This is a genomic window from Rahnella sp. CFA14(1/10), assembly GCF_004195095.1.
GTDB lineage: Bacteria > Pseudomonadota > Gammaproteobacteria > Enterobacterales > Enterobacteriaceae > Rahnella > Rahnella perminowiae.
This window is the reverse complement of sequence record NZ_SEWS01000001.1, coordinates 485,696-507,874: the sequence shown is the minus strand read 5'-3', so window position 1 is coordinate 507,874 and position 22,179 is coordinate 485,696. Positions and strand designations below refer to the sequence as shown.

Below are 22,179 nucleotides of genomic sequence, written 5' to 3'. Positions count from 1 at the left end.
TCCCGGAAATAAAAGCCCCGCGCCGAGTCACATTGCAGTTCTTCCCGCCACATCAGCATGACGCTGATTCATTGATCATTCTCTTTTTGTCCGTTTTGCGGGGGTTGCTGTCAGTTAGTCAGGCGCAGGCATTTATCGTTTGCGTACTATGGCTTTAACGGAACATAACCGCAGCCTCAATGATAAATGGAGAATCGTATGTTAAACGACCCGTCGCAAAAGTATCGTCCCTTCCCGCCAGTGAATTTACCTGACCGCCGGTGGCCGGGAAATATCCTCGATAAAGCCCCGCAATGGTGTTCAAGTGATCTGCGTGACGGTAATCAGGCACTGGCAGAACCTATGGATAATGCCCGTAAGCGTCAGTTTTTTGATTTGCTGGTGAAGTGTGGTTTTAAGCAGATTGAGGTGGCGTTTCCCTCGGCTTCACAAACCGATTTCGATTTTGTCCGGGGCCTGATTGAAGAAGGGCTCATTCCGGATGACGTGGTGATTCAGGTTCTGACACCTTCGCGCCCGGATCTGATTGCCCGCACTTTTGAGGCGCTTAAAGATGTACCGCGCGCCATCGTGCATTTATATAACGCGACTGCACCGGTATTTCGTGAAGTGGTATTTAATCAGGATCAGGCCGCAACACGCGAGCTGGCGGTTCGCGGCGCTCAGCAGATCCGTCAACTGTGCGGGCAATATTCGCAGACAGAATGGACATTTGAATATTCGCCGGAAACCTTCTGTTTCACCGAACTGGAGTTTGCACTGGAAGTGTGTGAAGCCGTGGCGGATGTCTGGGAGCCGGGCGCTAAAAGACCGATGATCATTAATTTGCCAGCAACCGTGGAGGTCAGTACTCCGAATATTTACGCCGACCAGATTGAATGGTTCTGCCGCCATTTCAGCCGCCGGGAACAGGTTTCAATCAGTGTTCATCCGCACAATGATCGCGGAACCGGGGTAGCTTGTGCAGAGCTGGCGATGCTGGCCGGTGCCGACCGCGTGGAAGGATGCCTTTTCGGTAACGGTGAACGCACCGGCAACGTGGATATCGTGACGCTGGCACTGAATCTTTACACTCAGGGCGTCGCGCCGCAGCTGGATTTCAGCAATTTGCAGGCGATTGTCGAGGCAGTGGAAGAATGCAACCAGTTGCCTGTCCATCCGCGACATCCGTATGCCGGTGAACTGGTATTTACGGCATTTTCGGGTTCGCATCAGGATGCCATCAAAAAAGGGTTTGCTGCACAGAAAGTGACGGAGAGCCCTGTCTGGCGCGTGCCGTACCTGCCCTTAGATCCGGCGGATGTCGGTTGCAGCTATGAAGCGGTGATCCGCGTTAACAGTCAGTCCGGGAAAAGCGGAGCGGCCTGGTTGCTGGAGCAGAATCACGGGCTGAAATTACCGCGTGGTTTGCAAATTGATTTCAGCAAAGCGGTTCAACGTGAAACCGATACGCATGGCAAGGAAATGAGCACCAGCGATATCTGGCGGCTGTTCCGTCAGCGTTACGGATTAACCGATCAACCGGTGGTAAAACTGCTGAGTTACGACATTCGCAGCGATGAGCAAAATGTCTGCCATTTCAGTGCACGGATCCGTTATCGCAATGAAGAACAGCATATCGCCGGTAGCGGTAATGGTTTGCTGTCCGGTGCAGCCGATGCGCTGCGTCGCAGTTACGACGTGCAACTGGAAATCGGTGATTATCACGAACATACGCTGGGGCATCAAAGTCACAGTCGTGCTGTGGCGTATCTGAGTTGTCGCGGGCGGTTGGGGGAAAATTATTATGGCGTAGGCATCGACAGCGATGTGTCCAGCGCCTCATTGCAGGCGCTGTTCAATGCAGCCAGTGCTGTTATGGCTGATTAAAATATTCGCTGGGTGAGACGCCGAGTGACCGGCGAAACATCGCACTGAAGGCACTCGGGCTGTCGTAGCCGAGTGCCAGCGCCACATCAATAACGGAAATCCCCGCAGCAAGCTGATTCAGCGCTTCGAGCAATTTTGCCTGACGAACCCAGTCACTGAAACGTAATCCGGTTTCGCGCTGGAAACGGCGCGAAAGCGTGCGGCTGCTGATATCCAGACGCTGCGCGACATCTTCCAGCTCCCAGGATGAACACAGATCTGCACGAATCTGTTGGCAAAGTTCGGTCAGCTCCGGCTCTTTTGGTTCCGGCAGGTAAAGGGGCAGCGTCGGCAACAGACGCAGTTCATCGAGTAATAATTCCATGATGCGTTCATCGCGCCCGCCGGACAAATAATCGGCCGGAATGGTCAGCGATGATAAAATCAATTCACGCAGCAGCGGAGAAATCTGTACTACCTGGCATTGCGCAGGTAAATCAGCACGGGCCAGGGGATCGACAAACAGTGTGCGGGCCTTGACACCACCGATAAAACGCAGGCTATGTTCAACATAGGCAGGCAGCCAGACTCCCCGCCCGGGCGGCACCATCCAGGTGCCGAGTGACGTATGCACTTCTACAATGCCGGATAGCGTATGAATCAGCTGTGAGCAGTTGTGACTGTGGGCGGGTTCGCTGTCGCCATGTTGATAATCAATGGCCAGAGGCGCAATCGCCTGATGCGGAGCAAGGAAATTGTGATGCATTGATCAATGATGTTTCTGTTTTTTGGCATCTTCTACGGCTTGCCTGGCTTCTTCTGCCGCTTTTTCAATTTCTTCTTCAGTCAGTTGTTCCGAAACTTCAAACAGTTCGCCCAGCCCGTCACTGACATGGACTTCATCGGCTTTGCTTTTGTTTTCTTTATTATTTTCATCGCTCATGCGTATGTCCTCATTGAATGAATCAGGGCTTGATTATAGCAGACATTACGGGGGATAACCGGAAGGAGAAGGCAGAGCCCGCCAGGCGACAGACTCTGAAAAGCATTACTGGCGGTAAGCGAACTTAATTTGCTGCAGGGAATTTTTGAACACTTCAGCCTGCTGTTCGTCTTCCATCTGCGCGACAAAACGTTCCATATTCAGCATCACTTTACCGGCGTCAGCCTGGCCAATCGCTTTCAGGATCAGGGTCAGGGTGGCTTTCAGGCAGGCAACTTCTGTAGCCAGTGTTTCAACGTTTGCTTCCGTTGTAAAATCGCAATTACTCATTATTTTTATCTCCTCAGGCATGCTGTCAGGCAGCGTACTGAATTCTGAACCGGTGAAAAGTGGCCGCATTTTAGCATAGATGGCATGTTTTAGGGCAGCGTCAGAAAGGATGCTTAAAATGCGCGGCGATGTGCCCGCATATAGACTTTTCTGACAGTCAGTAAAGAATACTAAACATAATGAGTGGTTGAGAGTCTTTCATGTTTATGTGCAGAGTTATTCATATAAGCCATCGGCAATTCGTGCGATCACAAATAATAATTGGATATATCATAGATATATGAAGGGACCGTGTTGACGCTTAAATAGTCAGGCCGGTGTAAAGAGAGTTTCAGGTAAGAGAAAAGACCGGCGGTTATTTTCTTACAGTCTAAATAAGAACGCAAATTTCCCTGGTTCACCGTTGATTAGAAAGGTATTTTTTATAATTTATTAAGGCCGGTGATTGTACTTCTCATTTACATTCAGCAAACTAGTTTTTTGCAGACATTTCTTGGTCAGGAACGCCTGATAGAGTAAAATACGCAGGCTATAATAAATCACAGTATCTTTCTGTTTTAAAAATACTACCGATGAGCGGTAGTGGGGCGAGTTTGTTGATATTGGCCTCTTATTTGTCACCTTCTCTTCATTTATAAGCTGTCTGAGAGCAAATTTAATGTTCGCTACGTAGGTTTACGTAAGACAAGTGTGAAGTCCCTGACGGTGTGTTGCCCTTATTTTTTGGAGAATTCTCTTTGATTAGCGTTCTTCTTGTTGATGACCACGAACTGGTGCGCGCAGGGATCCGACGCATTCTGGAAGATATCAAAGGCATCAAAGTTGTTGGTGAGGCGCAATGCGGTGAAGATGCCGTCAAATGGTGTCGGACCAATGACGTTGATATCGTCCTGATGGATATGAATATGCCAGGTATTGGCGGGCTTGAGGCGACCAAAAAAATCGTCCGCTTTTCCCCCGGTATCAAGATCATCATTTTAACGATTTATACTGAAAATCCGCTGCCGGCCAAAGTAATGCAGGCGGGCGCTTCCGGTTACCTGAGCAAAGGGGCGGCTCCGCAGGAAGTGGTCAATGCCATTCGTCTGGTTGACTCGGGTCAGCGTTATATTGCCTCCGACATTGCTCAGCAAATGGCATTAAGCCAGATTGAACCGCAGTCCGAAACGCCTTTTGATTCCTTATCCGAGCGTGAACTGCAGATCATGCTGATGATCACTAAAGGGCAAAAGGTCAATGAAATTTCTGAACAACTTAGCTTGAGCCCGAAGACCGTTAACAGTTATCGTTATCGGATGTTTAGTAAATTAAATATCAGCGGTGATGTTGAGTTAACACATCTGGCAATACGACACGGTTTATTCAACACGGAGACTTAATCAGGCAGTGAGTGATGAGCGTTTCGACCCAAAAGCCTTTCTGAAAACGGTTACCAGCCAGCCGGGCGTCTACAGAATGTATGACGCCAGCGGCACCGTAATCTACGTAGGTAAAGCCAAAGACCTCAAAAAACGTCTTTCGAGTTATTTTCGCGTCCAGGTTTCCAGCCGTAAAACCGAAACTCTGGTCAAAAACATCGCGCAAATTGATGTCACCGTGACCCACACGGAAACCGAAGCGCTGCTTCTTGAACATAATTACATCAAACTTTATCAGCCACGTTATAACGTATTGTTGCGCGATGATAAGTCATATCCGCTGATCTTCCTCAGCGCGGATAACCATCCAAGACTGTCAGTACATCGCGGCGCTAAGCATGCCAAAGGCGAGTATTTCGGGCCTTTTCCGAATTCCTATGCCGTACGTGAGACACTGGCGCTGCTGCAAAAACTTTTCCCGATACGCCAGTGTGAAAACAGCGTTTACAGCAACCGTTCACGTCCTTGTTTGCAATATCAGATTGGCCGCTGTCTGGGGCCGTGTGTCAAAGGGCTGGTGAGTGAGGAGGATTATAAAGATCAGGTGGAATATGTGCGCCTTTTCCTCTCCGGTAAAGACCAGCAGGTGGTCACGCAACTCGTCAACCGCATGGAAGAGGCCAGTAAAACGCTGCGTTTTGAAGATGCCGGACGGATACGCGATCAAATCCAGGCTGTACGCCGTGTGACAGAACGACAGTTCGTGTCGGGTAACAGCGAAGATCTGGATGTGATTGGCGTGGCCTTCGACTCAGGCATGGCTTGCCTGCACGTTCTGTTTATCCGTCAGGGCAAAGTATTAGGCAGCCGTAGTTATTTTCCAAAAGTACCGGGCGGCACCGATCTGGGCGAAGTGGTGCAAACTTTCGTCGGACAATTTTATTTGCAGGGCAGTCAGCAACGGACACTGCCCGGTGAAATTCTGCTGGATTTCAGTCTGGCGGAAAAAGATCTCCTGGCCGATTCGCTCAGCGAACTGGCCGGGCGCAAAGTACAAATCCAGAGTAAACCACGGGGTGACCGTGCCCGTTATCTGAAACTGGCGCGCACCAATGCCTCTGCCGCGCTGACGACCAAACTGGCGCAGCAGTCGACAATCCATCAGCGGATGTCAGAACTCGCAAAAACACTCCATCTTGCGGAAATTAACCGCATGGAATGCTTCGACATCAGCCATACTATGGGCGAGCAGACGGTCGCGTCCTGCGTGGTTTTTGACAGCAATGGTCCGGTACGTTCTGAATACCGGCGCTATAACATTACCGGTATTACGCCCGGCGATGACTACGCGGCGATGGCGCAGGTACTGCAACGTCGCTATGGCAAAGCGCTCGATGATAATAAAATTCCTGACGTCATTTTTATTGATGGTGGTAAAGGGCAACTCGGCATGGCGCTGGATGTGTTTCATTCGCTGAATGTAGAGTGGGACAAATCTAAACCTTTACTGATTGGTATTGCGAAAGGTGTGGATCGTAAAGCCGGGCTCGAAACTCTGTTCTTTGTGCCAGAAGGTGAAGGGATCGCGTTACCTGCGGATTCACCGGCGTTACATCTCATCCAGCATATTCGTGATGATTCGCATAACCATGCCATTACCGGCCACCGGCAGAGACGTGCAAAAGTCCGTACGACCAGCGCACTGGAAGAAATTGAAGGCGTCGGACCGAAACGGCGTCAGGTTTTACTGAAGTACATGGGAGGCATTCAGCCATTACTGAATGCCAGCGTAGAGGAAATTGCGCAGGTACCGGGTATTTCAATCGCATTGGCAGAAAAGATTCATAATGCGTTGAAACACTAAGGGCAATGTAGCAACATACTCATAATATCCACACCGGACAAACAGTTACCTTCGCTATGCAATTTAATATACCTACGTGCCTTACCCTGTTCCGCGTTGTACTGATACCGTTCTTCGTGCTGGCCTTTTACCTGCCTTATCCGTGGGCATCAATGGCCTGTGCGCTGATTTTCGTTTTTGCTGCCGTGACAGACTGGTTTGACGGCTATCTGGCTCGCCGCTGGAAGCAGACGACGCGTTTCGGTGCATTCCTTGATCCGGTCGCCGATAAAGTGATGGTGGCGATTGCGCTGGTGCTGGTGGCTGAGTATTTTCATTCCTGGTGGATTACTCTCCCGGCCGCCACCATGATTGCCCGTGAAATCATTATTTCCGCGCTACGTGAGTGGATGGCTGAGATTGGCAAACGCAGCAGTGTGGCGGTTTCCTGGATCGGTAAAGTGAAAACCACAGCGCAAATGCTGTCGCTGGTCGCGCTGTTATGGCGTCCTGATGCCATCGTGGTATGGGTGGGTGTCGTTGCACTTTATATTGCGGCAGTGCTGACTTTCTGGTCAATGTTCCAATATCTGAACGCTGCGCGCCATGATTTGCTGGAACCCTGATCAAACTGCCGCAAAAAACGTCAAACGATCGCATGAAGCAGATAATTTTATTGACTCAATCTGTCAGGTCAGTAGAATGCAACGCATCGGAAGGCAGCCAGTCTTGTGCCAAAAGATTAGTTAAAAAAATCAGTATGTTCTGATTAAAGCGGGAATAGCTCAGTTGGTAGAGCACGACCTTGCCAAGGTCGGGGTCGCGAGTTCGAGTCTCGTTTCCCGCTCCAAATTTTCTTAAACTGATTGTTGAATTGGTTTAAGTGCAAGACAAGTAGTAAGATTTAAGGCGCGTTAACAAAGCGGTTATGTAGCGGATTGCAAATCCGCCTAGTCCGGTTCGACTCCGGAACGCGCCTCCAATTTTCCCGGAGCCCGGGTGGTGGAATCGGTAGACACAAGGGATTTAAAATCCCTCGGCTTATGGCTGTACGAGTTCAAGTCTCGTCCCGGGTACCATGGAAAATTAACCGAATAATCAAAAGCAATACAAGTAGTAATGTCGTTTATAGCCACCCTCGGGTGGTTTTTTTATGCCTGAAATTCATGCCTTGCTGATGCAATAAAAAAGGCCACCTGTACAGGGGCCTTAAGTGTTTCTTCGATACATCCTTCACGCACTCGGCCTCAGACAGAATAAAATATTCTGAACACGGTGTCGGATGTTGAATTAAAAGGGATGAAGAAAACAGAGATTAAAACAGCCCCGAGGGGCGTTTTTAGGGTCAGAATTCACCCGATGAATCAGTGTTGCTCAATGCCCTGATTGATAGCGGCAAATGGTAGTTAGGCTGGCTGGTGAAAAACGCCTGCAGAGCAACGCGTTTCTTCCTGTCGATTGAGATCTCTTCCATGGTTTTGCGGAAGATACTGTACCGGCCACAAGAAGTGCAGGTCACAGTAACTATTTTCGCCGACATATTAACCGACGTCTTATTCGTGCTTTGACACAACGGACACTCGTCTTGAGCGCTTAAAACTGTGGAACTCATAAAACCTCCGGTTTTACTTAGAGCGGGCAATAGTCTAGCACAAAAAGGCGTCAGTTACTTAACGATAATTTAATTATCAGTGGATTTCAGCGCCAACTCAGTGTAGAGAGCGCACAAGCCGCTGATGAGAAGAGGAAAGTTTTCTGCCACTTTTCTCCGCTTTCCTCCTCATCATCTTGCATTACACTTAAGGTATTCGTTCCGATTATGGATTTTTGCCAAGTATGATTTCTGCTCTGTACCAGCGTATTGATTGTTCAATATACAGACACATTTATATTGTCGGCGATTTGCATGGTTGCCTGAGTCTGCTTGAGGAGAAACTGGCGAAAGTGGCTTTCGATCCCCACCGTGATCTGCTGTTATCGGTGGGCGATCTGGCCGATCGTGGGCCTGACAGTGTCGGCTGTTTGAAACTGCTTAATGAAAGCTGGTTCGCCTGTGTACGTGGAAACCACGAGCAGATGGCGATTGATGCTATACACGAAGAGAATATCTCGCGCTGGTTACGTAATGGCGGAGACTGGTTTTATGCACTTGATCAGGAGCAACAGGAACAGGCAAAAGCGCTGATTTTACAGGCTGACAAGCTGCCACATATCCTCGAACTCACCACCCGTGCGGGCAGGCACATCGTAGTGGCTCATGCTGATTATCCTTCCGGCGAATATGTTTTCGGTAAACCTATGGATGGTTATGAAGTTATCTGGAATCGTGACCGTGTGAATTATGCGTTGGCCGGTCGTTTTCAGTCGATTACGGGCGCTGATGAATTTTATTTTGGACATACGCCGGTCGAGTCTGTCATGCAATTTGCCAATCAGTTTTATATTGATACGGGTGCTGTGTTTGGCGGTTATCTGACACTTCGTCAGTTGCAGTAATGTCAGTGTTAGCGGGGTTTGCGGTGGCTGGCGGGCAGCGGTATAGTGGGCGGCTGCGAACCGGGAAGGCGTGAGATAGCATCATGGAAAATAAGCGTGAAGACAGGATCCAGCGTCTTTTGCTGGCATTAAAAAAGACCGACAAAATTCACCTTAAAGAAGCGTCCTTACTGCTTGATGTTTCGGAAATGACGGTCCGTCGGGACCTCAGCGCGGCCCCTGCGCCGGTAATTTTGCTTGGCGGTTATATTGTTATTGATCCGAAAAATAATCCGGCGACGCATTACTTTATCAGTGAACAGAAAACACGCCATATTGCTGAGAAACAACGCCTTGCTGCCCGCGCGGCCAGCCTGATCCAGGATAATGACACGGTATTTTTTGACTGCGGTACAACAATGCCTTATGTCATTGAAAATATTGCCGATGACCGGGTGTTTACCGCCATTTGCTATTCGCTGAATACCTTTCTTGCGCTACAGGAAAAACCTCACTGCGAAGTTATCCTGTGCGGTGGGGCGTTTAAATCCAGTAACAGCATTTTTACGCCTCTCGGACGCAGCAGTGAGCTCGACTTTATCCGCCCGGCGAAAGCTTTTATTTCCGCTGCGGGCGTCACGATCGGGCACGGTGTGACGTGTTTTAATTTTGATGAGTTACTGATGAAACATCAGGCCATAGAACGCTCAGCGCAGAGTATTCTCGTTGCTGACAGCAGCAAGTTTGATCAGGTCAGGCCCGCCGCTATCGCACCCCTCGCACGATTTAATGTGGTGGTCAGCGATGCTGAACCACCACAGGCTTATCTCGATTTTTGTGTGCAGTCCGATATTGCATTGCTGGTTTAACGCTTTCAGCGGATTGCCGGGATTTTTTCGACTGACTGATAGAGAACCACTTCCCAGATGCCATTGTTGGAACCGTCGCTGAGATAGTGTTCAAAGCACGCTTTTCCGTCCGGACGATAGGTCGTACTGGTCAGCAGTTGGCTATAGAATTCCCGCCAGACCTTTTCAAAATTGCCGTCTGTTATTGTGGTGTGATACGCCGCATACGTGCCTCCCGGCAATGTTTGCAACGCCAGTCCCTGTGCATCATCCAGAATAAAATTATCGGCTACACATACTGACGGATCAGCACGCAAAGCTTCTGGCGGCGTGATGTCAGGATTATCATGAAACCACGTCAGCCATTCATTTTGCGTCTGATGGTGCCGCGCAGCCCATTTCATCAGTTGCTGAAAACCACTGTGGATTGACTCCTGATAGGGGCCAACCACCCGGTAGCTGACCAGCTTTTTGGCCGGTCTCTCTACAATTAATAATGCCATGATGATCTCCTTTTATCTGACATGCCTTGAGCGGATTCCATGGTGAGTAGAATGTAAGTGCAAAACTATAACAGTTTGACGATTAACAGCAGTTAACTGCTCTACGCGCTATAACAGTTGTCGTGATAAAATAATACAATCAGATTGCATTATAGTCGTGACGCAATGAGGTATGAGATGGACGTAATCAAAAACGTATTAAACAGTGAAATTGATCGCATCAACCGCCTGGAAGAACGCGATGGTAAGGCGCGGATCAATGCTGAGTTTTTTGTAAATCACCCATGGTTATGCCTGGCTATGCTGGTTGGGTATATCGCCGTAGGCATCGTCATGTACGTTTCACCTTATATGGGGCTCGGATGGTTTATCGGATTTACGGCTTTCCTGATCTTTATGTCCGCGATGTTATTGCTGGAAATTAAACCGGTTTATCGCTATGAAGATATCGGGGTGCTCGATTTACGCGTTTGCTATAACGGCGAATGGTATTTCAGCCGTGAGCTTCCCGCTGATGCCGTGAAGCAAATTCTCAGCGCTGCTGAGGTCAGTGAACACATTAAAAACCGGATAGAATCGATTGTCCGCCACAAAGGTTTTGTGGATTTCTATGATGTCTATGATCTGGCCCGGCTGGAGCGCCAGTTGCCAGACGGCACCGGAACCGCACAGTTAGCTCACTCATAACACCGCTAAACATGGCAACAGGCCATGACGTTACCCTGCATGCTCTGATAAAATAGCGGCTGGACATCATTTTCGTGAATGTATATCACTGTGCGAAAAAAGATGTTGAGCCGTTACAGGAGCGACCAGTGGAACGAATCAAACTTACCATTCATCATCTGCACAAAATCATTTCGGGCGAAAAACAGGATGCACAAGCTACCGCACGCATTTATGCTGGCGATGAACTGTTAGTTACCGAAACGATGACCGGGCAGGCTGCGCATTTTGATCGTTTCATCAAAGCCGAACACGATAACGGCAAACCTTTGAGAGTGGAGTGGGACAGCGACGGCAGTGCACAAATGTCCGTGGCCCGTGCCGAAGTGTGTCCTTGCTGTGGCGGCGACGCCTTACACGATTGATTTAATCCGGCAATGGCCGCAAGCAGAGTAAAAGCCAGGCAGAGGTGAATGATGAAATTTATCAGCAACGAATTTGAATACCGTCAGTGGATAATGGATGAAATATTCCAGGCGAGCGCGGTAGGCGAAACCTCTGAGTTTGCCGATCAGGAAGTGGATGATTTTATCTTTGACGCCCGCCCGGTGGCTTATCCGTGCGTGGCTGTGATGATCCAGACACCCGGCGAGCCAGGGGTGTGTGAACCACGTTTTTTCTACAAAGAGCAAATCTTTGAGTGGGCACATAAAATGGGATTTGGCTTCGACAGCTAACGCCCTGATGCTTTAACGCAGATTCAGCCCTAAGTCAGACTCAGGGCTGGTTGTCAGCCGCTGACGCAGTGATTATCAGACATTTTTCCGGTCAATCTTCTCTTCGCCCCAGAACAAATGGTCTTCCTTGGTTTTGGCGAATGCGATAGGCAATACTTCATCGTTGCCTTCTTCCCAGATTTTCTGTGCCAGCGTCTCGTCGTTATTCGCCAGTTTGAAAATGGCCTCAGCGATTTCGTGAGAGGTTTCACGGGTATTTGCCCACGCTTTGATGTTTGACGTCGTCATCCGGTTCTCCTCATATTTATTTCGAAAAAGTGTCTCCGTGACACCGTTGCATTCACTATAACTATGGTTTCCTGATGCACTTTATGCAAATCCTGCGGCCTCAGGGCACAAAAAAACCGACGCCGGGCATGGCCTGTCGTTTATACTGGATACGATTTTGAACATTTAAGGTGATGAGAATGAGCGACGATATTTTTGATTTTGACATTGATGCTGCACTGGAAACTGCCGAAGTTAAAGCAGCTGAAAAAGCAGCGGAAGTGCCTGAAGCCGTTCAGGACGAAAGTGACTGCGAAGGCTGCAAAATCTGATTTTGCCCGGCTGATTTTGCACAACAAAGCAGCAAACAGAAAACCGCCACGGCGGTTTTTTTGTGTCTGTCATTCAGGGTTACTTCGCCCTTATGCGCTGAATTTCCTTTGCCGCCATAGCGTTGCAACGGGTTGCCCGCAATGGCGTACTGATGCAATTGTAAGGGTTCCGTTAAGGGTTTTTTTTTGGGATAAATTCCTATAGAACAGGAAGATAGCCGGGAGTACTTTGTCACCACCTGATAAGCAGGTTGTGAGGTTCACAATGAAAAAACTGATTTTAGTTCTCGCCGTTTTGCTAACTTTGCCAGCTGTCGCACAGGCGAACGTCGAGCTTGGCGTTAATATGCCAGGGTTGTCACTGCATATTGGTGACCGTGACGACCGCGGATACTATTGGGATGGGGGCGACTGGCGTCCACCGGGCTGGTGGGAGCATCATTATCGTGATGAAGGCCGCGGTCATTGGGTTTATTACGAACCGGCACCACCGCCACGCTACTGGCATCATGAATACTGGCATGAAGGCCCGCCACCCGGCTATTGGCGCGATGGTCCTCCTGGTCACTGGCGTGATGGCCCTCCGGGACACTGGCGCGAAGGTCCGCCTCCGGGGCGTTGGTAACACAAGTTTGATGAGTTGAATGACAGGCGTTAAAAAGATTTTGGGAACAGGGTTGGCAGTGGCGATGCAAAAGTATCCCCAATGTCAGTTCTGTTCCCTTCACATCCCACCCCATCCCATCCTAAGCTAGCCTGACCCTTATCCCCCGCGATTAATAATCTTCTCCTAACTAATTGGTTTATCAATGAAAGTAACGTGATTCATTTGTTTGAATTATATAAAGATGTGTTTTTTTGCTATTAAGTGCGGATGAGTTCGGTAAAAGCCTTTTAAGAGCAATTGCAGCTTGCTAATGATCATTTGTATGTTAATTTCCTGTTATGAGATCGGCAATGGATGGCTCGACTACGGCACATATCTGATGAAACAGGCCGTCACACAGGGGAAAACCCTGTCAGATATGTAATATGTCATTTAGCGAGATTATCCCTATGCAACTGATTAAAAACGACTTTGAATACCGTACCTGGATGCTGGATGCCTATTTCTATCAGGATAAAATAGAAGGCGATAAGTTGCTGACTGATGAGGAAATGGATGATTTTCTTTTTGAATATCGTCCGCAGGAATACCCGTGTCTGGGCAGCGTGACACCCTCAAAGGAATGTTCGCTGGAGCTGGACATCACTTTCTTTTATCGGGGGCACATTTCAGAGTGGGCAAAATCAATGGGACTGATAAGCACCAAATAATTCCCTCTTACTTTATCCGTCTTACAAAAAGCGCCTGAGGGCGCTTTTTGTCGTCTGGCATCAGGAAGCCTGATTCTGCGGCGGCACGTCGGTTGAGTTCTTTTTAACCGGCTGCTGTGGTTTGCCTGAGAACAGGAACCGCAGGATAGGGATGCGCTTATGGATCTCATACAGCAAAAAGGCGATACCGAATACAAATACCAGCCCCAGCCAGAACCCCAACCAGTCGCTATGGATTTTCGGTGTAATGAACGCCCCGTAAATCAGCGTTAAAGGATGGTGGATAAGATAGATAAATAAGGATGAATTGACCAGGTAGGTGATCCACGGTGCCTGGAAATTGAGTAAATAGTGGCTGAAGGAAAACACCACATTGACCATCAGGAACCCGAGCAGGGTTGTGATGATGGCATCGATTTCCATCGAGTACAGCTGGGGTGTATTGACATGTTGATTGAACATGTAAGCCGCGAACAGGAAAATGCTGACTACACCGGCGGTAGCCGACGGTTTCAGAAACAGTTCTTTCAGCCAGGAGAATTTATAAGCAAGCGCACCCAGGATGAAAAATGGCAGATAAAACAGTGTCTGCATGACAATGAAATTAAATGCACCGTTGGAAAGTAAATGCGGCGCAAAAAGATACAGGCTTCGGTTAAATGCTGCGTAAATTAAACCGATAAATAAAAAGATAATTGAGAGTTTTCCTAAGCTGTTTGTACGGCTTTTTATTATTTGAATACGACTAGTCTTAATTTCTTTAATGAATTTGAAGAGGTAAAAACAAATGCTGGTGAGAATGACCAGGGTTAGCAGGAACCATAAATGCGAAACCAGTTCCCAGACGGTAATGTTAATTTTCTGATAAAAATCCAGATTATCCCAATCAGAAAATTTGCTGGTGAATTTCATCAGAAAATAGAGTTGGGGGATAGTGATCAGCGGGAAGGCTGCCGCCAGTGGAATGGCAACACGCTCCAGGCGCACCTTCAGCCATTGCTGCGGATCATAACGCTCATACAGCATATAAGAAAAATAGCCGGAGATAACAAAGAATACCTGCATACGAAAGGCGTGAATAACATCATTGAATATTGTCAGGCCGTGAGAAGGTATTGCACTGTTTACCGCCCAGATATGACTGGAGTAAATCAATGATATATGAAAAGGAATACCCAGCAGCATCAAATATGCGCGGATGGAGTCTAAGAAAAACTCACGTTGTGGTTTTGGCTGTGTCATTACGTATCCATTGTAAGTAGCTCATCCTAATTTTAGAGCGTAATTTGTCTTTAAGGCTAATTTCGCACGTAAGCAAAAATGACCATCGTTGACATTAGTTTAGTTTCTAACCTTAAAACATGCTTTGTTATAGGACAAGTTTCCATAGCCGGAGTTTCAACGAATTGATATCCTTGTACCCTGTTGCGCTTAAACGGTTCATCAATGGATGAACCATCGACTGCTCAAGTTGTCGGAAACCTGACACTTCCCTTAAAATAGTTACAGTGAATGAATGAAGCGCGCGTAGGAGACAAGGTGTCAGATAAAAATTTTTCCATAGGGTCACGTATGATCAAAGTCCGTTTGCTAAGTGCCGCAGTGTTGATGACCATGTTCACCTCATCTGCCTGGGCTTTTTCTATAGATGATGTTGCCAAACAAGCGAAGGCATTAGCCGATAAAGGTTACGAAGCGCCGAAAAGCAATCTTCCGTCTCAGTTCCGCGATCTCAAATTCGCAGATTATCAACAAATTCAATTCAATCATGACAAAGCGTACTGGAAAAATCTGAATACGCCTTTCAAGCTTGAATTTTATCATCAGGGTATGTACTTCGACACGCCGGTGAAAATCAATGAAGTGACCGCCGATTCAGTCAAAGAGATCAAATACAGCCCGGACTATTTCAACTTTGGCAACGTCAAGCATGACGCTGACTCAGTGAAAAACCTCGGCTTTGCCGGCTTCAAAGTGCTTTATCCCATCAACAAAGCCGACAAAGATGATGAGATTATGAGTGTGCTGGGCGCCAGCTACTTCCGCGTCATCGGTAAAGGCCAGGTTTATGGTTTGTCTGCCCGTGGTCTGGCGATCGATACTGCGCTGGCTTCCGGCGAGGAATTCCCACGTTTTCGTGAATTCTGGATCGAACGTCCTAATCCGGATGAAAAGCATTTAGTCATTTATGCCTTACTGGATTCTCCGCGTGCGACCGGCGCTTACCGTCTGGACGTTTATCCGGGTAAAGAAGCCACTGTTGACGTACAGTCTCAGGTTTATCTGCGCGATAAAGTTGGCAAACTGGGTTTGGCTCCGTTGACCAGCATGTTCCTGTTTGGCGCAAACCAGCCTTCGCCGGTGCTTAATTACCGTCCGGCGCTGCATGATTCCAACGGTTTGTCTATCCACGCGGGTAACGGTGAATGGATCTGGCGTCCGCTGAACAATCCGAAACACCTTGCTGTCAGCCAGTTCTCTATGGAGAACCCGAAAGGCTTTGGTCTGCTGCAACGCGGTCGCAGTTTCTCTAACTTCGAAGATCTGGATGACCGTTACGACCTGCGTCCAAGTGGCTGGGTTGAAACCAAAGGCGACTGGGGTAAAGGGAAAGTTGAGCTGGTGGAAATTCCGACTGCGGATGAAACCAACGACAACATTGTGGCTTTCTGGACCCCTGATCAGTTGCCTGATGCCGGCAAACCGCTGAGCCTGAACTATCGTTTACATTTCACCCGTGAAGAAGAGAAATTGCACTCTCCTGATCTGGCGTGGGTCGAACGCACTATGCGCTCTACCGGTGACGTGAAACAGTCGAATCTGATCCGTGAGCCGGATGGCAGCGTGGCTTTCCTGGTCGACTTTGTCGGTCCAAACCTGAAAGCACTGAAAAGCGACACGCCGGTGGTGTCTCAGGTCAGCGTGGGCGACAACGGTGATCTGGTTGAAAACTCCGTACGCTATAATCCTGTCACAAAGGGCTGGCGTCTGACGCTGCGCCTGAAAGTTAAGGATCCTAAGAAGGCGATCGAAATGCGCGCTTCTCTGGCCAATGGCGATAAAACTCTGAGTGAAACCTGGAGCTATCAGCTGCCTGCAAATGAATAAGTCAACGCACTCTACTCAAGATTATGTAGAAGCCTTACCGCTTACTGATGAACAGAAAGCGGCGCTCTCTCAGCAGCTTCCTGCTGAGCAGGAGCTGGCTTTTGCTACTGTACATCACCGTTTAGGCGGTGATGTAACGACCACGGTTAATGCGGCCGATCCTGATGCGCCTCTGGTGTCAGTGAAAGCCCGTGTCGGCGCAAGCTGGCCTGATGCCCTGGAAAAGGGCACCTTAGACGAAACCGATAACGAAGGGCGCACGATTACCCGCGCCATGCCACCGGTTAAACGCTCCAGCATGTTCCCTGATGTCTGGCGCACCAACCCGGTCGGGCGTTTCTGGGACAACCTGATGGGGCGCAGCGCGGTTTCGCGTCACACTACGTCACATATGCCTGAGTCGGAAAAGCGCTGGCGCCACGCCGGTTCCGTGCGTCGTTATATCCTGCTGGTTCTGATGCTGGTACAGACGGCAATTGCTACCTGGTACATGAAAACCATTCTCCCGTATCAGGGCTGGGCACTCATCGATCCAAGCGATATGCTCAATCAGGACTGGCAACAATCTGTTCTGCAATTACTGCCTTACGTTTTACAGACCGGGATCCTGGTGCTGTTTGCCATCCTGTTTTGTTGGGTGTCGGCAGGATTCTGGACCGCGCTGATGGGCTTTTTGCAATTGCTTATCGGCCGGGACAAATACAGCATTACCGCGTCGACCAAAGGTAATGAGCCGCTGAATCCGAACAACCGTACAGCATTGATCATGCCGATTTGTAACGAAGACGTGGAGCGCGTTTTCGCGGGTCTGCGTGCAACGTATGAATCAGTCAAAGCGACGGGAGATTTGGATCAGTTCGATATCTACGTGCTGAGCGACAGTTACGACCCGGATATCTGCGTAGCGGAACAAAAAGCCTGGATGGAAGTGTGCCGCGACGTTGAGGGTCACGGACGTATTTTCTATCGCCGTCGTCGCCGTCGTGTAAAACGCAAAAGCGGTAACATTGATGACTGGTGCCGTCGCTGGGGCGGGGAATATGCCTATATGGTTATTCTTGATGCCGACAGCGTCATGAGTGGCGAATGTCTGACCGGCCTGGCCCGTCTGATGGATGCCAACCCGAACGCCGGTATTATCCAGTCTGCGCCAAAAGCCTCAGGCATGGATACGCTGTATGCGCGTTGTCAGCAATTTGCGACCCGTGTTTACGGCCCGCTGTTTACTGCTGGTTTGCATTTCTGGCAGTTGGGCGAATCCCATTACTGGGGCCATAACGCCATTATCCGCGTGAAACCGTTTATCGAGCATTGTGCACTGGCACCGTTGCCGGGTGAAGGTTCCTTTGCGGGTTCCATCATGTCTCATGACTTTGTGGAAGCAGCATTGATGCGTCGTGCTGGCTGGGGTGTATGGATTGCTTATGATCTGCCCGGCAGTTATGAAGAGTTGCCACCGAACCTGCTCGATGAGCTGAAGCGCGACCGTCGCTGGTGTCACGGGAACCTGATGAACTTCCGTCTGTTCCTGGTAAAAGGTATGCACCCGGTTCACCGCGCGGTGTTCCTGACGGGGGTCATGTCTTACCTGTCTGCACCGTTATGGTTTACCTTCCTGGCTTTGTCGACCGCATTGCAGGTCGTGCACACGCTGATGGAACCGCAGTATTTCCTGCAACCCCGTCAGCTATTCCCGGTATGGCCGCAGTGGCGTCCGGAACTGGCGATTGCCTTGTTCTCGACCACCATGGTGTTGCTGTTCCTGCCAAAACTGCTGAGTATTGTGCTGATTTGGGCGAAAGGGGCAAAACAGTTTGGTGGAGCATTCCGTCTGCTGATTTCCATGTTCCTCGAAATGCTGTTCTCAGTATTGCTGGCACCGGTACGTATGTTGTTCCACACTGTCTTCGTGGTCAGCGCGTTCCTGGGTTGGGAAGTGGTCTGGAACTCACCGCAGCGCGATGACGACGATACTCCATGGGGCGAAGCCTTTAAACGTCACGGTTCTCAGCTGTTGCTGGGTGCGGTCTGGGCGGCCGGTATGGCGTGGCTGGACTTGCGTTTCCTGTGGTGGCTGGCACCCATCGTTTTCTCTCTTATCCTGTCGCCAATCGTCTCTGTACTGTCGAGCCGGGCAACGTTAGGGATTAAGAGTAAGAAAGCCAAACTGTTCCTGATCCCGGAAGAATACGATCCTCCGCGTGAACTGGTGGCTACCGAGGAATACCTGACGCTGAACCGTTCGCGTAAGCTGCAAAACGGCTTTATGCATGCAGTCTTCGATCCGGGCTTCAACGCGCTGGCAACGGCGATGGCAACATCCCGTCACCTGTTGCGTGAAACGGTAGAAAACGGCCGTCGTGCTCATCTTGAGCATGCGCTAAAAACCGGTCCTAAGGATCTGGGCAAGGCGGATCGCCTGATCCTGTTAAGTGATCCGGTGCTGATGGCGCGTTTACACTCTGCCGTGTGGACGCAACCTGATCAGCAGGTATGGAGTGCTTACTACGCGCAACTGCCTCGTAATGTGCAGGCATTCCCTGTCACTCAGACGCCTGAAGTTAAATCCGCCTGAAAATGACATGGGGTAAATAAAAAACGGGCAGTATGTGAACGCATACTGCCCGTTTTCTTTGTGACGAAAGGCGGATTACACTTTAGCGGGGAGCGCCGGAATTTTTTACCTTGCCTTAACATAAGGCACACAGGGTGCGTGATAAGCTGACGGTGTTGCTGAATAGACTTCTTTTGAATTGAATCGACAGGTTGGGTGAGTGATTAATCGGGTTATTTTTCGCGGGTGTGCGCTGGCATTGCTGGCGACGATGCTGACCGGATGCGGCAGTATTATCAGCCGGACTGTGCCGGGACAGGGGCATGGTAACCAGTATTATCCCGGGGTGCAGTGGGATTTACGGGACAGCCCGTGGCGTTATGTCACTGTTATCGATGTTCCTCTGTCGATGATTGTCGACACGTTCATGCTGCCGGTTGACGCCCGCCACGGGCCTTATGAATAAAGTGACTTAATCGATATCACGACCCGGGTATTCGTCTTCATCGTCCCATTCTTCAGATGCCGCTTTACCTTCTTCAGTATCGAGCGGCGGTTCATGCTGATATTCACCTTCATCCCATTCATAAAGCGTGGCTTCTTCCTGCCATTCTTCTTCGAGTTCTATCAGATCATAATCCTCATCAAAGATGGCCTGCGCCGCTGCACCGCTGCGGAACGTCAGCGCATCGATGGAATCTCCTTCACCATTGAGGAACTCCGCCTGCCACATCACATCGCCATCCTGCATGATATATTTTTGCAGATTAAACTGATCCGGAATGGGTTCTTCGTCGTCATGGATCCGATCCTGCGCGGCTTCGAGGAATTCTTCGCGGGCGGCATCAATAGCTTCTTCCAGCGTTGCGTACATGCTCATTGTTGTCTCCTGAGTTGAACGATAAAGGGATCTGCAGCAAATAGCGTTATTAATGAATAAGTAACAGCCATCTGACAGTGAAAAACCTGATTAAAAGAGTGTTGTCGATAACTGACAGGATGCAAGTTTTCAGACGAAATCAGTCAGATTTTTTCTGCTATTCTCATTTTCTTACCCGCGCCGTTGCGGCTATTTAAAAAAGAGCAGGAGTACAGATGGTTTCACGACAGGCAATCTTACGGGTGGCGCGCCCGACGGATAATCTCGGGCAAATAACGCGTATGTATTCAGAAGGGCTGGGTTTCGACATCATCGGCAGTTTTTGCGATCATCAGGGGTTTGATGGTGTGCTGGTCGGGCATGCGCATCATCATTATCATCTCGAATTTACGCATCATCACGGCTCGTCCGTGGGGCGTGCGCCTACCGAAGACAATCTTCTGGTGTTCTATATCCCGGATAATCAGCAGTGGAGTATGCAGTGCGAGCGGATGCTACAGGCGGGTTTTATTGCCGTACCGTCGTTTAATCCCTACTGGGATGAATGCGGCAAAACCTTTGAGGACATTGACGGTTATCGGGTAGTACTGGCATTGCGTGACTGGACGGCCTAGCGATAAATGTCAGCAGAGTACAGAAACTGATGTCTGTGCTTCGGCCACAACGGCTGGCAAGCATTATGAAGCGCGACGGCCAGTCGTTGAGGTGACGGAACATTCACCCGTACCGCCGCAGGTAGTTAAAACTCAATGCCCCGTTCTGCTTCGCCGGTTGTGATTCAGTCAATCATGGCCTGATGCGGCCGGCGTTGCAGACACCAGTACGAATATCCTGCATTAAATAATACGACCATCGCCGTGACAAAAAATACCGTCCGGAAGCCGTAGCTGGCTGAGACCGCGGCACCCAGTAGCGGACCGGTGACATTGCCGACATCACGGAATGACTGGTTGTAGCTAAATACCCGTCCTGCCACCTGATTCGTGCAGTTATAAATTAGCAGGGTCTGAACGGCTGGCAACAATGCACCATCGCAGGCACCCAACAGAAAACGCAAAATACCCAACTGCAATGGTGTTTGTACAAAGGCCATCGGAATCAATAACAGCACAGATAACGCCATCATCGCCACCAGGATCCGCTCGGGGCCTATCCGGTCACCGAGTTTGCCTAAACGCGGCGCACTCATCAGTGCGGCCACGCCCGGCACCGAAGCTATCATACCGCTGATAAACGCCAGGTTCTGGGTATTTCCCGCCAGTTCACGCACATACAACGTGAGTATGGGCGCAATAGAACCGGTTGCTACCTGAATAATCAGCGTCGTGACGAACAGACAGAGCACCAGTTTGGGGTTTTTCAGTGAAGCGAAAACCTGTTTACGGTTGAGCATATCTTTTTTGTTCACAGGGACAAATTGCTCACGGATGAAATACAGCGTCATCAGGAAGCAGAGAAACAGCACGGACGCTGTGATGAAGAAAACCGGCCGCAAACCGTAGCTGTCAGCGAGCAAGCCGCCGACCAGCGGACCAATCAGGGCGCCACTCACGGCACCGGTAGACAGCGTGCCGAGTGCCCAGCCGCTTTTATTGCGCGGAATTTGGGTGGCGATCAGCGCATTGGCATTAGGAACAAATCCGCCAAGCAAACCGAGTAATGCACGCAGAACCAGAAACTGCCAGATGTTTTGTGCAAATCCCATTAACGCCATGACAATCGCCATACCAAGTGCAGAGCGCAGCAGCATGATTTTTCGGCCTTTACGATCGGCGAGCCCACCCCAGAAAGGTGAGGCGATGGCGGAAAACAGGAAAGTGATACTAAACACCAGCCCGGACCACATATTCAGGGATTCATGACCGGTTACGCCGAGGGTTTCCACGTAAAGGGGCAGGAAAGGCATGATCAGACTGAATGCAGCACCGGTAAGGAAACAACCGATCCAGGCAACAAATAAATTTCGTTTCCAGTTAATGGGATCTGGGGCGATTTCAGGTTCAGAGGCCGAAGTCATATAGTACCGAATAAAGGGATCAGATTTGCTCTGGAATGAGAGAAAGAAACAAGACAGAGCACAAATAACAGTCAGTTGGCTTGATAATTATGCGCCTAATTATCATTCACTTCAATGATGTTAATGAACTGTAACAAGCCAAGTGAAATACAG

24 protein-coding genes and 3 tRNA genes are annotated in these 22,179 nt (G+C 49.5%); 19 read left to right on the top strand and 8 right to left on the bottom strand.

The window, feature by feature from the left end:
• Positions 1 to 198 precede the first annotated feature (198 nt).
• Positions 199 to 1,869 carry a 2-isopropylmalate synthase gene (gene leuA, locus EVX52_RS02525; RefSeq protein ID WP_129990528.1) on the top strand — a complete coding sequence of 557 codons (1,671 nt, stop codon included), beginning with the start codon at positions 199 to 201 and terminating at the stop codon, positions 1,867 to 1,869.
• Here the strand turns inward: leuA and EVX52_RS02520 are convergent.
• The 3 genes from EVX52_RS02520 to EVX52_RS02515 form a co-directional block, all read right to left on the bottom strand.
• Positions 1,856 to 2,614 (bottom strand): helix-turn-helix transcriptional regulator, encoded by a 759-nt coding sequence (locus EVX52_RS02520; RefSeq protein ID WP_129951871.1) that lies wholly within the window; start codon positions 2,612 to 2,614, stop codon positions 1,856 to 1,858. The genes leuA and EVX52_RS02520 overlap by 14 nt on opposite strands.
• 3 nt (positions 2,615 to 2,617) lie before the next feature.
• Complete coding sequence (locus EVX52_RS25240; RefSeq protein ID WP_165383693.1) at positions 2,618 to 2,791, bottom strand: hypothetical protein; 174 nt, start codon at positions 2,789 to 2,791, stop codon at positions 2,618 to 2,620.
• Positions 2,792 to 2,896: 105 nt separating this feature from the next.
• The gene (locus EVX52_RS02515; protein WP_015697982.1) at positions 2,897 to 3,121 is read right to left on the bottom strand and encodes a DUF2594 family protein; all 225 of its coding nucleotides are present in this window, start codon (positions 3,119 to 3,121) and stop codon (positions 2,897 to 2,899) included.
• Between the two features lie 737 nt (positions 3,122 to 3,858).
• On the opposite strand from EVX52_RS02515, the gene uvrY reads away from it, so the two are divergent.
• From uvrY to deoR, 8 genes are all read left to right on the top strand, one after another.
• A complete protein-coding gene (uvrY, locus tag EVX52_RS02510) occupies positions 3,859 to 4,500 on the top strand; it encodes a UvrY/SirA/GacA family response regulator transcription factor (RefSeq protein ID WP_129951870.1) in 642 nt (213 codons plus the stop codon).
• A gap of 7 nt (positions 4,501 to 4,507) precedes the next feature.
• A complete protein-coding gene (gene uvrC, locus EVX52_RS02505) occupies positions 4,508 to 6,343 on the top strand; it encodes an excinuclease ABC subunit UvrC (RefSeq protein ID WP_129990527.1) in 1,836 nt (611 codons plus the stop codon).
• 56 nt (positions 6,344 to 6,399) lie between these two features.
• The gene (pgsA, locus tag EVX52_RS02500) at positions 6,400 to 6,948 is read left to right on the top strand and encodes a CDP-diacylglycerol--glycerol-3-phosphate 3-phosphatidyltransferase (RefSeq protein ID WP_129951868.1); all 549 of its coding nucleotides are present in this window, start codon (positions 6,400 to 6,402) and stop codon (positions 6,946 to 6,948) included.
• A gap of 148 nt (positions 6,949 to 7,096) precedes the next feature.
• Positions 7,097 to 7,172: transfer RNA gene (locus EVX52_RS02495), tRNA-Gly, on the top strand.
• Between the two features lie 58 nt (positions 7,173 to 7,230).
• Positions 7,231 to 7,304: transfer RNA gene (locus EVX52_RS02490), tRNA-Cys, on the top strand.
• A gap of 11 nt (positions 7,305 to 7,315) precedes the next feature.
• Positions 7,316 to 7,401 (top strand) — tRNA-Leu (locus tag EVX52_RS02485).
• Positions 7,402 to 8,158: 757 nt separating this feature from the next.
• The gene (locus EVX52_RS02475) at positions 8,159 to 8,818 is read left to right on the top strand and encodes a metallophosphoesterase (protein ID WP_129990526.1); all 660 of its coding nucleotides are present in this window, start codon (positions 8,159 to 8,161) and stop codon (positions 8,816 to 8,818) included.
• Positions 8,819 to 8,901: 83 nt separating this feature from the next.
• Positions 8,902 to 9,666: a DNA-binding transcriptional repressor DeoR gene (gene deoR, locus EVX52_RS02470; RefSeq protein WP_129951866.1), complete on the top strand. Its 765-nt coding sequence runs from the start codon at positions 8,902 to 8,904 to the stop codon at positions 9,664 to 9,666.
• Positions 9,667 to 9,671: 5 nt separating this feature from the next.
• Here deoR and EVX52_RS02465 read toward each other — a convergent pair whose 3' ends face one another.
• Positions 9,672 to 10,148 carry a GyrI-like domain-containing protein gene (locus tag EVX52_RS02465; protein ID WP_129951865.1) on the bottom strand — a complete coding sequence of 159 codons (477 nt, stop codon included), beginning with the start codon at positions 10,146 to 10,148 and terminating at the stop codon, positions 9,672 to 9,674.
• A 177-nt stretch (positions 10,149 to 10,325) separates the two neighbouring features.
• Between EVX52_RS02465 and EVX52_RS02460 the strand changes: the two genes are divergently transcribed.
• The 3 genes from EVX52_RS02460 to EVX52_RS02450 all read left to right on the top strand — a co-directional run bounded on the left by EVX52_RS02460 (position 10,326) and on the right by EVX52_RS02450 (position 11,551).
• Positions 10,326 to 10,835 (top strand): YlaC family protein, encoded by a 510-nt coding sequence (locus EVX52_RS02460; protein ID WP_129990525.1) that lies wholly within the window; start codon positions 10,326 to 10,328, stop codon positions 10,833 to 10,835.
• Positions 10,836 to 10,963: 128 nt separating this feature from the next.
• Positions 10,964 to 11,239, top strand: coding sequence for a hypothetical protein (locus EVX52_RS02455; protein WP_129951863.1), 276 nt, complete (start codon positions 10,964 to 10,966; stop codon positions 11,237 to 11,239).
• Positions 11,240 to 11,287: 48 nt separating this feature from the next.
• On the top strand, positions 11,288 to 11,551 hold the full coding sequence (locus EVX52_RS02450; RefSeq protein ID WP_015690199.1) for a hypothetical protein: 264 nt from the start codon (positions 11,288 to 11,290) through the stop codon (positions 11,549 to 11,551).
• A 75-nt stretch (positions 11,552 to 11,626) separates the two neighbouring features.
• On the opposite strand, the gene EVX52_RS02445 is transcribed toward EVX52_RS02450, so the two are convergent.
• Positions 11,627 to 11,839, bottom strand: a complete 213-nt coding sequence (locus EVX52_RS02445; RefSeq protein WP_129990524.1) for a YccJ family protein — start codon at positions 11,837 to 11,839, stop codon at positions 11,627 to 11,629.
• A 179-nt stretch (positions 11,840 to 12,018) separates the two neighbouring features.
• Between EVX52_RS02445 and EVX52_RS25660 the strand changes: the two genes are divergently transcribed.
• From EVX52_RS25660 to EVX52_RS02435, 3 genes are all read left to right on the top strand, one after another.
• The gene (locus tag EVX52_RS25660) at positions 12,019 to 12,150 is read left to right on the top strand and encodes a hypothetical protein (protein ID WP_013576285.1); all 132 of its coding nucleotides are present in this window, start codon (positions 12,019 to 12,021) and stop codon (positions 12,148 to 12,150) included.
• Positions 12,151 to 12,415: 265 nt separating this feature from the next.
• Positions 12,416 to 12,775, top strand: a complete 360-nt coding sequence (locus EVX52_RS02440) for a DUF2502 domain-containing protein (protein ID WP_129951861.1) — start codon at positions 12,416 to 12,418, stop codon at positions 12,773 to 12,775.
• A gap of 431 nt (positions 12,776 to 13,206) precedes the next feature.
• Positions 13,207 to 13,467: a hypothetical protein gene (locus EVX52_RS02435; protein ID WP_129951860.1), complete on the top strand. Its 261-nt coding sequence runs from the start codon at positions 13,207 to 13,209 to the stop codon at positions 13,465 to 13,467.
• Between the two features lie 60 nt (positions 13,468 to 13,527).
• Here EVX52_RS02435 and mdoC read toward each other — a convergent pair whose 3' ends face one another.
• Complete coding sequence (gene mdoC, locus EVX52_RS02430; protein ID WP_129951859.1) at positions 13,528 to 14,709, bottom strand: glucans biosynthesis protein MdoC; 1,182 nt, start codon at positions 14,707 to 14,709, stop codon at positions 13,528 to 13,530.
• 330 nt (positions 14,710 to 15,039) lie between these two features.
• Between mdoC and EVX52_RS02425 the strand changes: the two genes are divergently transcribed.
• The 3 genes from EVX52_RS02425 (at position 15,040) to EVX52_RS02415 (ending at position 19,595) form a co-directional block, all read left to right on the top strand.
• The gene (locus EVX52_RS02425) at positions 15,040 to 16,575 is read left to right on the top strand and encodes a glucan biosynthesis protein G (RefSeq protein WP_129951858.1); all 1,536 of its coding nucleotides are present in this window, start codon (positions 15,040 to 15,042) and stop codon (positions 16,573 to 16,575) included.
• The gene (gene mdoH / locus EVX52_RS02420; protein ID WP_129951857.1) at positions 16,568 to 19,150 is read left to right on the top strand and encodes a glucans biosynthesis glucosyltransferase MdoH; all 2,583 of its coding nucleotides are present in this window, start codon (positions 16,568 to 16,570) and stop codon (positions 19,148 to 19,150) included. The genes EVX52_RS02425 and mdoH overlap by 8 nt, the downstream gene beginning before the upstream one ends.
• Before the next feature lie 199 nt (positions 19,151 to 19,349).
• Complete coding sequence (locus tag EVX52_RS02415; RefSeq protein ID WP_129951856.1) at positions 19,350 to 19,595, top strand: YceK/YidQ family lipoprotein; 246 nt, start codon at positions 19,350 to 19,352, stop codon at positions 19,593 to 19,595.
• A 6-nt stretch (positions 19,596 to 19,601) separates the two neighbouring features.
• On the opposite strand, the gene EVX52_RS02410 is transcribed toward EVX52_RS02415, so the two are convergent.
• A complete protein-coding gene (locus tag EVX52_RS02410) occupies positions 19,602 to 20,009 on the bottom strand; it encodes a MysB family protein (RefSeq protein WP_129951855.1) in 408 nt (135 codons plus the stop codon).
• 215 nt (positions 20,010 to 20,224) lie between these two features.
• Between EVX52_RS02410 and EVX52_RS02405 the strand changes: the two genes are divergently transcribed.
• On the top strand, positions 20,225 to 20,623 hold the full coding sequence (locus EVX52_RS02405; RefSeq protein WP_129951854.1) for a VOC family protein: 399 nt from the start codon (positions 20,225 to 20,227) through the stop codon (positions 20,621 to 20,623).
• 164 nt (positions 20,624 to 20,787) lie between these two features.
• Here EVX52_RS02405 and mdtG read toward each other — a convergent pair whose 3' ends face one another.
• The gene (mdtG, locus tag EVX52_RS02400) at positions 20,788 to 22,026 is read right to left on the bottom strand and encodes a multidrug efflux MFS transporter MdtG (protein ID WP_129990523.1); all 1,239 of its coding nucleotides are present in this window, start codon (positions 22,024 to 22,026) and stop codon (positions 20,788 to 20,790) included.
• Positions 22,027 to 22,179: the final 153 nt, after the last annotated feature.

Excerpts from the sequence above, each read along its gene's own strand:
- leuA (WP_129990528.1), top strand. The coding sequence starts at position 199 with ATGTTAAACGACCCGTCGCAAAAGTATCGTCCCTTCCCGCCAGTGAAT.
- EVX52_RS02520 (WP_129951871.1), bottom strand. The coding sequence starts at position 2,614 with ATGCATCACAATTTCCTTGCTCCGCATCAGGCGATTGCGCCTCTGGCC.
- EVX52_RS25240 (WP_165383693.1), bottom strand. The coding sequence starts at position 2,791 with ATGAGCGATGAAAATAATAAAGAAAACAAAAGCAAAGCCGATGAAGTC.
- EVX52_RS02515 (WP_015697982.1), bottom strand. The coding sequence starts at position 3,121 with ATGAGTAATTGCGATTTTACAACGGAAGCAAACGTTGAAACACTGGCT.
- pgsA (WP_129951868.1), top strand. The coding sequence starts at position 6,400 with ATGCAATTTAATATACCTACGTGCCTTACCCTGTTCCGCGTTGTACTG.
- EVX52_RS02475 (WP_129990526.1), top strand. The coding sequence starts at position 8,159 with ATGATTTCTGCTCTGTACCAGCGTATTGATTGTTCAATATACAGACAC.
- deoR (WP_129951866.1), top strand. The coding sequence starts at position 8,902 with ATGGAAAATAAGCGTGAAGACAGGATCCAGCGTCTTTTGCTGGCATTA.
- EVX52_RS02465 (WP_129951865.1), bottom strand. The coding sequence starts at position 10,148 with ATGGCATTATTAATTGTAGAGAGACCGGCCAAAAAGCTGGTCAGCTAC.
- EVX52_RS02460 (WP_129990525.1), top strand. The coding sequence starts at position 10,326 with ATGGACGTAATCAAAAACGTATTAAACAGTGAAATTGATCGCATCAAC.
- EVX52_RS02450 (WP_015690199.1), top strand. The coding sequence starts at position 11,288 with ATGATGAAATTTATCAGCAACGAATTTGAATACCGTCAGTGGATAATG.
- EVX52_RS02445 (WP_129990524.1), bottom strand. The coding sequence starts at position 11,839 with ATGACGACGTCAAACATCAAAGCGTGGGCAAATACCCGTGAAACCTCT.
- EVX52_RS25660 (WP_013576285.1), top strand. The coding sequence starts at position 12,019 with ATGAGCGACGATATTTTTGATTTTGACATTGATGCTGCACTGGAAACT.
- EVX52_RS02440 (WP_129951861.1), top strand. The coding sequence starts at position 12,416 with ATGAAAAAACTGATTTTAGTTCTCGCCGTTTTGCTAACTTTGCCAGCT.
- EVX52_RS02435 (WP_129951860.1), top strand. The coding sequence starts at position 13,207 with ATGCAACTGATTAAAAACGACTTTGAATACCGTACCTGGATGCTGGAT.
- mdoC (WP_129951859.1), bottom strand. The coding sequence starts at position 14,709 with ATGACACAGCCAAAACCACAACGTGAGTTTTTCTTAGACTCCATCCGC.
- EVX52_RS02425 (WP_129951858.1), top strand. The coding sequence starts at position 15,040 with ATGATCAAAGTCCGTTTGCTAAGTGCCGCAGTGTTGATGACCATGTTC.
- mdoH (WP_129951857.1), top strand. The coding sequence starts at position 16,568 with ATGAATAAGTCAACGCACTCTACTCAAGATTATGTAGAAGCCTTACCG.
- EVX52_RS02410 (WP_129951855.1), bottom strand. The coding sequence starts at position 20,009 with ATGAGCATGTACGCAACGCTGGAAGAAGCTATTGATGCCGCCCGCGAA.
- EVX52_RS02405 (WP_129951854.1), top strand. The coding sequence starts at position 20,225 with ATGGTTTCACGACAGGCAATCTTACGGGTGGCGCGCCCGACGGATAAT.
- mdtG (WP_129990523.1), bottom strand. The coding sequence starts at position 22,026 with ATGACTTCGGCCTCTGAACCTGAAATCGCCCCAGATCCCATTAACTGG.